The sequence below is a fragment of the Hydrocarboniphaga daqingensis genome, from assembly GCF_900129825.1.
GTDB classification, from domain to species: domain Bacteria; phylum Pseudomonadota; class Gammaproteobacteria; order Nevskiales; family Nevskiaceae; genus Hydrocarboniphaga; species Hydrocarboniphaga daqingensis.
The window spans coordinates 267,171-279,273 of sequence record NZ_FQWZ01000006.1 but is presented as its reverse complement, the minus strand read 5'-3'; the positions used below and the strand labels follow the sequence as shown (position 1 = coordinate 279,273).

Annotated in this window: 10 protein-coding genes; all 10 read left to right on the top strand. The window is 66.3% G+C overall.

All coding sequences use genetic code 11. The features are described from left to right. The first annotated feature begins 168 nt into the window (after positions 1 to 168). The 10 genes from BUB09_RS13415 (at position 169) to BUB09_RS16810 (ending at position 12,097) form a co-directional block, all read left to right on the top strand. Positions 169 to 774: a Maf family protein gene (locus tag BUB09_RS13415; protein WP_072898232.1), complete on the top strand. Its 606-nt coding sequence runs from the start codon at positions 169 to 171 to the stop codon at positions 772 to 774. Further along, entirely contained in the window at positions 771 to 2,243 is a 1,473-nt protein-coding gene (gene rng / locus BUB09_RS13410) for a ribonuclease G (protein WP_072898231.1), read from the top strand. The genes BUB09_RS13415 and rng overlap by 4 nt, the downstream gene beginning before the upstream one ends. Before the next feature lie 147 nt (positions 2,244 to 2,390). Beyond that, positions 2,391 to 6,230, top strand: a complete 3,840-nt coding sequence (locus BUB09_RS13405; protein WP_175550202.1) for a YhdP family protein — start codon at positions 2,391 to 2,393, stop codon at positions 6,228 to 6,230. A gap of 27 nt (positions 6,231 to 6,257) precedes the next feature. Further along, on the top strand, positions 6,258 to 6,845 hold the full coding sequence (locus BUB09_RS13400; RefSeq protein WP_072898229.1) for a phosphatase PAP2 family protein: 588 nt from the start codon (positions 6,258 to 6,260) through the stop codon (positions 6,843 to 6,845). A gap of 96 nt (positions 6,846 to 6,941) precedes the next feature. Continuing rightward, complete coding sequence (locus BUB09_RS13395) at positions 6,942 to 7,766, top strand: carbon-nitrogen hydrolase family protein (protein WP_072898228.1); 825 nt, start codon at positions 6,942 to 6,944, stop codon at positions 7,764 to 7,766. A 65-nt stretch (positions 7,767 to 7,831) separates the two neighbouring features. Continuing rightward, positions 7,832 to 9,274 carry a metalloprotease TldD gene (gene tldD, locus BUB09_RS13390; RefSeq protein ID WP_072898227.1) on the top strand — a complete coding sequence of 481 codons (1,443 nt, stop codon included), beginning with the start codon at positions 7,832 to 7,834 and terminating at the stop codon, positions 9,272 to 9,274. After that, positions 9,271 to 9,876 carry a hypothetical protein gene (locus BUB09_RS13385; RefSeq protein ID WP_072898226.1) on the top strand — a complete coding sequence of 202 codons (606 nt, stop codon included), beginning with the start codon at positions 9,271 to 9,273 and terminating at the stop codon, positions 9,874 to 9,876. Before tldD ends, BUB09_RS13385 begins: the two co-directional genes overlap by 4 nt. A 585-nt stretch (positions 9,877 to 10,461) precedes the next feature. Beyond that, a complete protein-coding gene (locus BUB09_RS13380; RefSeq protein ID WP_072898225.1) occupies positions 10,462 to 10,773 on the top strand; it encodes a hypothetical protein in 312 nt (103 codons plus the stop codon). 51 nt (positions 10,774 to 10,824) lie between these two features. Beyond that, a complete protein-coding gene (locus BUB09_RS13375) occupies positions 10,825 to 11,244 on the top strand; it encodes a hypothetical protein (RefSeq protein ID WP_217650304.1) in 420 nt (139 codons plus the stop codon). A gap of 238 nt (positions 11,245 to 11,482) precedes the next feature. Beyond that, positions 11,483 to 12,097 (top strand): hypothetical protein, encoded by a 615-nt coding sequence (locus BUB09_RS16810; protein ID WP_175550201.1) that lies wholly within the window; start codon positions 11,483 to 11,485, stop codon positions 12,095 to 12,097. The last annotated feature ends 6 nt before the right edge of the window (positions 12,098 to 12,103 follow it).

Here is a 12,103-nt window from a genome sequence, read left to right as displayed (position 1 = left end):
GACAGGTAGGGGGTCAGGGATGACCGGCATCACGCGTTTGCATCGCGGTCACCGGCGCCGTCAGGGCCGGCACCGCGCGATGCCCATGCTGGCGCGACCCACCGCGCACCCGCCGCAGGTCGCGCCGCGTTTTGCCCGGATTTACAGGTGCATGCGATAGTTTCGCCGATGCCGACCACCGTTTTCGCCCCCGACCTTCAGTTCCATCTGGCCAGCCGTTCGCCACGGCGCGTCGAGATGTTGCGCGCGCTCGGTTACCGCTTCGACACGGTGCCGGCCGATATCGACGAGACGCCGCAACCGGGCGAGACGCCGACCGCATTTGCGTCGCGGATGGCCTGCGGCAAGGCCAGCGCAGCGGCCGCGCGGCTCGGCGACGGCCTGCCGGTGATCGGTGCCGACACCGACGTCGCCGTCGACGGCCGCATCCTCGGCAAGCCATCCGGACGCGACGAGGCGCTGGCGATGCTCGCCGCGCTGTCGGGGCGGCGGCATCAGGTCTGCTCGGCGGTGGCGCTGGTTCACGGCGACCGGGTGCTGGAGGCGCGGACCGTCACCGACGTTGAGTTCGGGCCGATCAGCGCCGCAGCGGCGCAGGCGTATTGGGACACCGGCGAGCCGGCCGACAAGGCCGGCGCCTATGCCATCCAGGGCGGTGCGGCGGCGTGGGTGCGTGCGGTCTATGGCAGCTACACCGGCATCGTCGGCCTGCCGCTGCTGGAAACCTGCGAGCTGCTCGCGCAACTCGGCATCGTCGCGGAGCCGCGTCGATGAGCACCGAAATCCTGGTCAACATCGGCCCTCAGGAAACCCGCGTCGCGCTGGTCGAAGGGGCTGCCGCGCAAGAGATCCACGTGCAGCGCGCCTCGCGCCACGGCTTGGTCGGCAACATCTACAAGGGCCGCGTGCAGCGCGTGCTGCCCGGCATGCAGGCCGCGTTCGTCGAAGTCGGCCTGGAACGCACCGCGTTTCTGCACGTGGCCGACATGCTGGCCGGGCCGGCCGGCGCGCCGGGCGACGCGCCGCCGCCGCAGCCGCCGATCGGCCAGTTGCTGCGCGAAGGCCAGGACGTGCTGGTGCAGATCCTGAAGGACCCGCTCGGCAGCAAGGGCGCGCGGCTGTCGACGCTGCTGTCGATCCCGTCGCGCTACTTGGTGCTGCTGCCGTTCGAGCCGCACAGCGGCGTGTCGGCGCGGATCGAGGACGAGCTGGAGCGAAACCGGCTCAAGGACATCGTCGCGCGTGCGCAGCAGCGCTTGTGCCCGCAGTTCGGCGTGATCGCGCGGACTGCGGCCGAAGGTGCCGACGAAGAAGCGCTGGTGCGCGACCTGGAATTCCTGCTGCGGCTGTGGGCTTCGGTCAGCGCAATGGCGCGCACGGCCGCGCCCGGCACGATGGTGCACGGCGACCTGCCGCTGTCGATGCGCATCCTGCGCGACCTGCTCGGCACCGACGTCGAGCGCGTGCGCATCGACAACGCGGCGGAATTTGAAAAGCTGCGCGAATTCGCCCGCGAGTTCGTGCCGCATGCGGCCGGCCGGGTCGAGCTGTATTCGGGATCGGCGCCGATCTTCGATCTGTTCGGCGTCGAGGACGACATCGAACGGGCGCTGACGCGCAAGGTCGACCTGAAGTCCGGCGGCCATCTGGTGATCGACCAAACCGAGGCGATGACGACGATCGACGTCAACACCGGCGCCTTCACCGGCCATCGCAATCTGGAAGAGACGATTCTGAAAACGAATCTCGAAGCCAGCCAGGCGATCGCCCGTCAGCTGCGGCTGCGCAACCTGGGCGGCATCATCATTCTCGACTTCATCGACATGCGGAACGATGACCACCGCGCGCAAGTGCTGCGCTCGCTGGAAAAAGAATTGAAGCGCGACTCGGCGCGGACCCAGGTCTACGACTTTTCGCCGCTGGGCCTGGTCGAAATGACGCGCAAGCGCACGCGCGAATCGCTGGGCCACATCCTGTGCGAGCCCTGCGCCACATGCGAAGGCCGCGGCAGCGTCAAGACGGTCGAGACGGTTTGCCACGAGATTGCCCGCGAAGTGCAGCGCGCCGCGCGTCAGTTCGAGGCCAAGGCCTTTTTGGTGTTGGCGGCGCCCAACGTCGTGCAGCGGCTCGCCGAAAACCAGCCGCTGGGGCTGGCCGAACTGGAAGCCCAACTCAACCGCCCGATCCGGACCCAGGCCGAGCCGGCCTATCACCAGGAGAACTTCGACGTCGTCCCGCTGTGAGCCCTGTTCGGCCGCATTCGGCGCCAGGCCGATGGCGGCGTTCATCGCCGGTGCTGGTGACGCCGTGTCTGCTATGCGTTTAATCGTTTGAGTCACAGGCCACGCTGACGCATGGAACGGGTGAAACGCCGCTGGTGGACTGCGAGCGTGAGCGTGCTCGCGTCGCTGGTCGTCGCCGCTGCGGTGCTCAGTGGCCTGTTCCAGCTGGCCGTGCTGGCGCTGCCCGGCTACCGCGAGCAACTGTCCGACTACGTATCGAAAGTCGCCGACCGGCCGATCGACATCGGCGGCATCGCGCTGGTCTGGTACCGGCTGCGGCCGCAGCTGGAGCTCGACGACATCGTGCTCTACAGCGACGACGGCGAAACGCCGGCCCTGTCGGCCGAGCAACTGCGGATCGGCTTTGGCCTGATGCGGCTGCTGCGCGGCGACACCTTTCCGAACCAGATCGAACTGGCCGGCTTGCAGGTCGTCGTCGAGATCGATGCCGACAACCAAGTCCATCTGCGCGGACTCGACACGGCCGGCCGTGCCAAGGCGCAGCACGACTGGCGTCGTGATCTGGGCCGGTTCGATTCGATCCGCCTCGAAGACTGTGTGGTGACCGTCGACGACGCGCGGCTCGCGGGCGGCTTGCCGCGCTTCCGGCTGGTGCAGGCCGAGGCGCAGCGCCGGCTCGGCGGCGCGTCGCTGGAAGCCAGCGTCGAACTGCCGGGCTTCATGGGCGACAGCGCCGAGTTCGAAGCGCGCATTAGCGGCGATCTGGATCGACCCGACGACTGGCAGGGCCGCTGGAGCCTGTCGCTGGAGCAGCTCAAGCGACTGCCGTGGCTGGAAGCGCGGCTGCCCGGCCGGCCGCGCGTGCAGCTGACCGATGCCGACCTGAGCATCGGCGGCGATATCGAGCAAGGCCGCTTGACCGGCGCCGACATCACGCTGGACGCATCGCGGATCGAGGCCAGCCGCGGCGAGCGCCAGGCCCAGATCGGCAAGGTCGACTTTGCGGCCAGCCTGCGCCGTGACGGTAGAAGCTGGACGCTGGAAGTGCCGGCACTGCGACTCAGTGGCGCTTCCGGCGATTGGCCGTCGACGCGGCTGCACCTGCAGTACACGCCGCTGGGGCAGCAGGCCGGTGGCGGCAGCGAGCTGCAAGCGGACGCCGACTTTCTGCGACTGCAAGACTTGGCGCCGTGGCTGATGCTGGCCGATGACCCGTCGATGGCGCGGCTCGGCGGCGTGTCCGGGCAACTGCGGCATCTGGTCGGGCGCGGCACCGTTGGCGGCAACGCGCCGCCGCGCTACTCGTTGCGCGCCCAGCTCGACGGCCTGGGCTATGCGCCGAAGGACGATGCGCCGGGGTTTTCCGGTTTGCAGGGCGAGCTGTCCGCAACCGAATCCGGCGGCCGACTGGCGATGACCGGCCAGCCGTTCGAGCTGCAGGCCGCGCGCGTGTTTGCCCAGCCGCTGCGCTTCGACCGCCTCGACGGTGCGCTCGACTGGACCCGCGACGCGCAAGGCTGGCAGGTGTCGATGCCGGCCTTCGGTTGGGCGCTGGAAGGCACGCAAGGCGAGGGCGACCTGCAGCTGACACTGCCGGCCGAGCCCGGCGCCTCGCCGCAGATCAAGCTCGGCGCGCGTTTTTCGGCGGCCGATGCGGTGCGGCTCAAGCCGTACATGCCGGTGTACTGGTCGCGCAACCTGCACGACTGGCTCGACCGCGCGATTGTCGCCGGGCGCGTGCCGCAAGGGCGGCTGACGCTGCAGGGGCCGCTGCGGCAGTTTCCGTTCCGCGACGGCGATGGTTTGTTCCAGCTCGACCTCGACGTGGCCGATGCACGGCTCGCGTATTCGCCCGACTGGCCGGCGGCGGAGCAAGTGGCGGCGCGGCTGCAGTTTCTTGGCAACGGGCTGAGCATCACCAGCGAATCCGGCAAGCTGGCCGGCAACCGGATCGAAAAGCTGGTCGCGACGATTGCTGATTTCCGCGACGCCGTGCTGACCATCGACGGCGAGGTCGACGGCGAGGCCGCGCGTTATTACGAATTCCTGCGCGCCTCACCGCTGGCCCGCCGCTTGAGCGGCCTGCTGAATCGCACGCAGGTCAGCGGCATTGCATCGACCACGGTGCGGCTGACGATTCCGCTGCGCGAAGTGGCCCGCACCGACGTCAGCGGCGTGGTCCGGCTCAAGGGCGTCGACCTGCAATATCAAGGGCTCGACGAGCCCTTCGTCGGGCTCGAAGGCGAGTTGGCCTACGACAACAACGGCGTCACGGCGCCGGCCGTGACCGGCAGCTTCCTGGGCGTGCCGGCCACGGCCGCGCTGGCGCCGGTCGCCGCCGGCAACACGCGGCTCAGCGCCGAATTCGATTACACACTGCAGCCCGATGGCAGCCGCCTGTCGCGTTACGTGCCGGCCGTGCTGCGGCCGTACTTGAGCGGCCAGAGCCATTACCGCGTCGAGATCGTGCTCGGGTCGCAGTCCGAAGGCTTGATCGTCAGCAGCGATCTGCGCGGCATCGACGTCGACCTGCCGCCGCCGATTGGCAAGCCGGCCGACCAGCTGGTGCCGCTGACGGTGCAGATCGGCAGCGGCGCGCCGGATGTGGAAGTCGCGGCCGGCACCGTGCCCGAACCGCAGCCGCTGCCGTTGACGGTGCGTTACGGCGAGCGTCTTGCGGCCGGCATCGAACTACTCGCAGCCGATGGCGGCGCACTGCAGGCGCGTCGCGTGTTGGTCGACGTCGGCAGTGGCCGGATTCCGACGCCGACGCAGCCCGGCGTGCACGTCACCGGCCGCGTCGACGAGCTGGAATTGGGCGACTGGATCGCCACGCTGGGCCGCAGCACCGTCGAGCGTGCCGGCGATGTCGTGGCCGACACGGCGAGCGGCCCCGATGCGCTGCGGCTGCAGTCGATCGAGCTGCATGCCGATCAGCTGCACTACCAGGGCTACAGCGTCGGCGGCGTGCAGATCGGCTATCGCCCGGCTGCCAACGGCGGCTGGTCGGCGACCGTCGCCGGCGATGGCGCCGAAGGCACGCTCGACTGGCAGAGCGCGCCGTCGCGCGGCCTGGTGGCGCGGCTGTCCAAACTCAAGGTGCGCTCGGCGATGCGCCGGTCGAACGAACCCGGCGCCGCTGCGGCGGCGGGCCCGGTGCCGCCAGCCGAACCGCTCGACCCGACGCGTCTGCCGACGCTGGATATCGACGTCGAAGACCTGCGTATCGGCGATGTTCGCGCCGGCCATCTCCAGCTGGCCAGCGAGCGCATCGGCGCCGGCCAGCGCTTGACCCAGCTGCGCGCCAGCGGCGCCGATGTGGACCTCGAAGGCAGTGGCGAATGGCGGCGCAGCGGCACCGGTTCGGCCGCGTCGCTGAACTTTGTGCTCGACACGCGCAGCATCAGCGATCTGCTCGACGGCTTTGGCTATGCCCGCAACGTGACCGCGCAACGCAGCCGCTTTGCCGGCGAACTGGTCTGGCCGATGGCGGCAGCCGGGCTGGAACTGGCCCAGGCCCAGGGCCATATCGACCTGGACCTGGAGCGCGGCAGCTTCAGCGCCGTGGAACCCGGCGCCGGACGCGTGCTCGGCCTGCTCAATGTGCTGGCGCTGCCGCGCCGGCTGCTGCTGGACTTTCGCGACGTCGTCTCCAAAGGCCTGGGCTTTGACCGCGCCAAGGGCCGCTTCAATGCAGCGGGCGGCAATGCCAGCACCGACGACCTGCAGATCCAGTCGCCGTCGCTGAAGATCGACCTGCGCGGTCGCATCGGCTTGGCGGCTCGCGACTACGACCAGCGCATCACGGTTTATCCCGACGTGTCCGGCGGCGTCACGCTGGGCGCGCTGCTGCTCGGCGGCCCGGCACTGGGCGCGATCGCGCTGGTCGCGCAAGAAGTGCTCGACAAGCCGCTCGACCAAGTCACGCAGCTCAGCTATCGCGTCACCGGCAGTTGGGACAACCCGCAGGTGAAGCGCGCTGAATGATCCCAGCCCGCGCCGGGGCCTGACCCGATGAGCGCCGCAATGTCGCTGCTGACGCACTTTGGCGCGATCGCGCTGCTGACGCCGTTCGCGCTGGTGATCGCGCTGTGGCTGTGGCACGCGGCGGGCCGTGCTGCAGCGCTGTGGTGGTGCTTGTGCGTGGCCGGCGTCGGGCTGACGGTGGCGCTGGCCAAGGTCTATCTGGCCGCGTGTGCGCCAGCGTGGATCGCGCTGCGCAGCCCCAGCGGCCATGCGGCGTTTGCGACGATCGCCTACGGCGGCTACACGGTGATTGCATTGGCTGGCCGGCGCAGCGCGCGCGCCTGGACGTTTCGCGCGGCGATCGCCGCCTGGGTGCTGCTGATCGGCGTGTCGCGCGTGGTCGTCCATGCGCACACGCCGGGCGAAGTGGTGGCCGGGCTGATCGCCGGTGCGCTGGGCCTGGCGGTGTTCGCGTGGCGCTATCAGGGCCGACGCCGACCGCCGTATCGGTGGGCGGCCGCGTTGCTGCTGCTGGTCGGCGTCGTTGCGCTGGCCACGCCAACGCCGCATTTCACGATCGAACCCTGGTTGCGTCTGGCCGCCGGCTGGATGCAGCCGCTGCTGTGCCAGCCGTGAGCTGAGCCGGCCGATGCAGGCGCGCACGCTGCGGCATGCGAAGATCGGCTGCCGCGGGCGAACCGCCGCGCGGCCCAAGCGGAGTGCGCCACCGGCATGACCCTCGTCGCTGCGATCCAGCTCAACACCTGCGCCGATCTGGCGCAGAACCTAGCCGATACCCGCGCGCTGCTCGGCGAAGCGGCGGCTGCCGGCGCCAAGCTGGCGGCACTGCCCGAAAACTTCGCGTTCATGGGCGCACACGAGGCCGACAAGCTGGCGCTGGCCGAACCCGACGGCGGCGGGCCGATCCAAGACTTCCTCGCGCAGACCGCGCGCGAACTCGGCATCGCGATCGTTGCCGGCACGGTGCCGGTGGCGGTGCCCAGCGACGCCGGGCGCGTCTATGCCGCGTCGCTGGTCTACAGCAGCGCCGGCCGGCGCATCGCCCGCTACGACAAGATTCATCTGTTCGACGTGGACGTGGACCGCGGCGACCGTGTCGAGCGCTATCGCGAATCCAACACGATCGCGCCCGGCGAGCCGGCCTACGTGGTCGTGCCGACCGCCGTCGGCGCGCTCGGCTTGTCGGTCTGCTACGACCTGCGCTTCCCGGAGTTGTATCGCGCGCTGGCGCAGCGCGGCGCCGAGCTGCTGTGCATTCCGGCCGCGTTCACCGACAAAACCGGCGAAGCGCATTGGGAAACGCTGCTGCGCGCCCGCGCGATCGAAAACCAGTGCTTCGTGATCGCGCCGGGCCAGTGCGGCACGCATGCCAGCGGCCGCCGCACCTGGGGCCATACGATGATCGTCGATGCCTGGGGCGCGATCCTGGCGCAGCGCACCGACGACACGCCGGGCGTGGTGCTGGCTGATCTGGACTTTGACCGCTTGCGCCAGGTGCGCAGCACGCTGCCGGCGCTCAAGCACCGGCGCCTGTGATGCTTGCCGCTGCCCGGCACGCCCCCATTACGATCATCAATAACAATTAAACCTGACGAGATTCCATGAGCACTGCCCTCGACGTCGCCCGCGCCACGCTGCTGAACCCCGCCGAACTCGACGAAGCGCGCCTTAGCCGCGTGCTCGACGGCCTGATGAAGCCGGGCATCGACGCCGCCGACTTGTACTTCCAGTTTTCCAAGTCGGAGCACTGGTCGCTGGAAGAGGGCATCGTCAAAAGCGGCAGCCACAACGTGGAGCAGGGCGTGGGCGTGCGCGCCGTGTCGGGCGACCGCCAAGGCTTGGCCTACACCGAAGAGCTGCGCTACGACGCGCTGCAGGACGCGGCCACGGCTGCGCGTGCGATCGTCGATCGCGGCGCCACGCACAGCCTGCGCGCGCTGACCGAGAGCACCGGCCGCGCGCTGTACCCGGCGATCAACCCGCTGGACACGCTGCCCACGCCGGAAAAACTGCAGCTGCTGCGCCGCGCCGATGCCGCTGCGCGCGCCGCCGATCCGCGCGTAAAGCAGGTGATGTGCGCGCTGGCGATGAACTACGAAGTGGTGGTGATGGCCAGCACCGACGGGCGCCTTGCGGCCGACGTGCGGCCGCTGATCCGCATGGACGTGACCGTGATCGTCGAGGCCAACGGCCGCCGCGAGCAGGCGCATGTCGGTGGCGGCGGGCGCAGCGCGCTCGATTACTTTGCTGGCAGCCAGCATCCAGAAGAGTACGCACGCGAAGCCGTGCGCCAGGCTGTTGCGCTGCTGGATTCGATCGCCGCGCCAGCCGGCAACATGCCGGTGGTGCTCGGCCCGGGCTGGCCCGGCGTGCTGCTGCACGAAGCCGTCGGCCACGGGCTGGAAGGTGACTTCAACCGCAAGGGCAGCTCGGCGTATTCGGGCCGCATCGGCCAGAAGGTCGCCAGCGAGTACTGCACGATCGTCGACGACGGCACGCTTGCCGGCCGCCGCGGATCGCTGAACCTCGACGACGAAGGCACGCCGACGCGCTGCACCACGCTGATCGAAAACGGCATCCTCAAGGGCTACCTGCAAGACACCTTGAATGCGCGGCTAATGGGCATGGAACCCACCGGCAACGGCCGGCGCGAATCCTTCGCCAGCCTGGTGATGCCGCGGATGACCAACACCTACATGCTGGCCGGCCCGCACGATCCGGAAGAGATCATCCGCAGCGTGCCGCGCGGCTTGTACGCGGTGAACTTCGGCGGCGGCCAGGTGGACATCACCAGCGGCAACTTCGTGTTCAGCGCGTCCGAGGCCTACCTGATCGAAGACGGCAAGATCACGCGGCCGGTCAAGGGCGCCACGCTGATCGGCAACGGGCCGGAAGCGATGCGCGCCGTGTCCATGGTCGGCCACGATCTGAAGCTCGACGGTGGCGTCGGCGTCTGCGGCAAAGAAGGCCAGAGCGTGCCGGTCGGCGTCGGCCAGCCGACGCTGCGCATCGACGGCCTCACGGTCGGCGGCACTCAGGCGTGAGCAGCGAGGGCGCCGCCGCCGTCGCGCCGCGCCGGCTCGGCTTGGGCCGCGTCGCGTTCGACATGCTGATGGTCATCGGCAGCGTGCTGCTGGCGCTGGCGCTCGACGACTGGCGCGACAACCGTGAAAAGCGCGCGCTGACGCAGAACGTGCTGATCGCGCTGGTGCAGGAAATCAAGGCCAACGCCACCGCCATCGACGAAGCGCTCGCGTATCAGGACGCAATGGCGATCGCGTTCCGCGACTCGTCGCAAACCTTCCAAAAGACCGGCGAATTCATCTTCCCCGACGCCGCCCGCCAGCGCAGCGCCGCCGTCCGCTTCTCCCGCGCCGCCTACGACTCCGCGCTGGTCAGCCAAGTGCTGCCACGCCTGCAAGTACCCACGCTGCTGACGCTGTCGGCGCTGTACGACGAACAAGACGCCTACGCCGACCTACTGCGCACCTACGCCACCGCCACGATCCAGACCGACTTCAACGACGGCGAACGGTACCTGCGACTGCGCTCCAACCAATACGCTGAACTTGCCGAGGCCGAACGCCGACTGCAGCCGATGCTGCGGGCGGCGAGTGAGGCGGTGTCGGCGGAGGTTGGGCGGTAGAGAGAGCTGCACGCTGGGCCGGGATCGGCTCAGCAGGGTCGCCGCACCGCAAGGGTGCGGCTGTCGTCGACAGACTTGTCGCGAACCAACTGACTTCACCCTGCAGCGGCGGCCGCGGATCGACGCCCGGTTAACTAGCGCATTCCCCTTATCAGCGTTTGAGCCCGTAACGGCCGCTCATCTCTACTGCACCCAACTTCGCGGCTTATACCGCGCGATTTGGATAGGTCCTACCGAAAGAAGCAATCGTCATTGCGCATCAGCTGCAAGCAAGCAGACGCCATCTGCAATTCTGCGAAACCCGTCACATTACGCGCGCCGTTTGTCGTGATCAGATTAACCACTCGATCCAGTCGACGTACGACCCTTAGATTTGTTCGCTTTGATGCAAGGGATGGCTACGGTTGAGTAAACGGCCCTACGGCCCTGCGGATTTGGCGTGTAATGCTTTCGCCTGATTCGGCAAAGGACTTTTTCAAGGACTAGCCAAGGGAAAATCAATCAGATGAGAAAGATGCTGATAACGACGCTGCGAGGTGTGCCGTGATGGCCGTCCCTTCTGATGCCGAATACTAGCTGGATGCCATGAGTGGCCTTCCATATCCCAACAGCAAGGGCAAGCGTCGGGTGATCAAGTCGATCTCCGGCGAGAAAGTCGCATTCCATGTCGAAGACGAAATAGTCATCCCATTTGGCTTAGGAAAGCTGATCTACTTCCAGAAAATGAAATGGGAGGCAGATCAACGTACTGAATACCGTTTCACTTACTACATGAGTGGCCATAAACCAGGCCGAAAGGGCAAGTGGGTTTTCGGGCAATACTCGTTGATGATTCCAGCGAAAGAGCTTTCAATGCTTCTTGCAGAGGCAAAAGCGCGTGGCTGGGAAGGCATCTAACCAGCGGTTCCAGCCGACAGCACGGCCTCACGGCTGTTCCGCGGCAGAGCCATGCCGTTAGCCGTCATGCCAAATTATATTCCGACTGAAAGAGAGGTCCTCCGCTGCATTTACAGCATGTATGAGACCTCATTCCCGGTCGAAGGGCAGGGCGTCGGAAAGGTTTGGGTGGAAATCGATGTTGAATCGGTCGCGAAAAAGCTGGGCTGCAACAAGCACATTCTATTTGGTTATCTCTATTCCTATCTAGATCATAAGTATCAATATAGGACCGGGGGGAACGCCGCTGTTCACTTGTTTGCGCCACGGGCCGGAGAACTGCGTCACGCAATCAACTTGCCTTACCTTGCAGCTATCTTGGCTCGTCAAAATCAGGAGCACTCTAAGTTCATGTGGTCGTTGGGGATTTCGCTTGTGGCGCTAGCTTTGTCAGTAGGCGCAATCATTGCTCAGATAGTCACGGCGAGATGACGGCCAAAGACGCACTCTAGCCGAGCCGCTTTCCTTCGCTTTGGTGCTGCAACCCAGCCGCTTAGTGCGGATGTAAGGATTTTACCGTCACACAGGGGGAGTTATGTATCTACATGCAGTCAAGGTTGCTAGCGTCGGTTTGGTGTGCCTGCTTATGCATGGGTGCGCATACTTCACACCGCCGCTAGAGAGACCAGTCATTGAGGAAAAGCTAAACGCATCCGTTTTTTCTCCTGGCATGGTCGGCACGCTCTCATTGACGCCAGAACGTCGAGTAGTTCTTGTAAATTTCTATCGCAACAGATTCTGCGCTGAAGCTCCAACTGAAGTTGGCTCAGATATTTCTCGTTTTTTTCAGGCAACCGCCGAAGCGGATTTGCCTAGTGAAGTTACGGCGAAGATTGGCGCCATTATGGCGGCTGCCAGTTCAAACTCGGTCTTAAACAGAAGAACACAAGGTATGCAGCTGTTTTTGGCCAACTCATATTTCGTCTGTCAGATGTATATGAATGGCGCCATAAACGAAAGACAGCTTCTTGAATATCAAATGAGTGTATTTAACTCAGCTGCATCACTCATCGAGAAAGAAATACCTCTGCTCTACAAACAATCGGAGCCCCAGGAAGATGCTCCTCGCGCATTCAAACCGTTGGATACGAATCAGTTACTGAGAGATGTTTTGAAGTTCCAGGATAGCGCCTCCTCATCAACTGACGGTCAGCACAAACCCGAAGCCCCTCCAGCGTCCATTCCCTCAGTCACCACACCCTCGACATCGGACGCTCCCACTGCCGAAGACAAGCCTGTTAATCCGAGCGGCGAAAGCCCTGCGCCAACCGATCCAAGCTCTTAACAATGT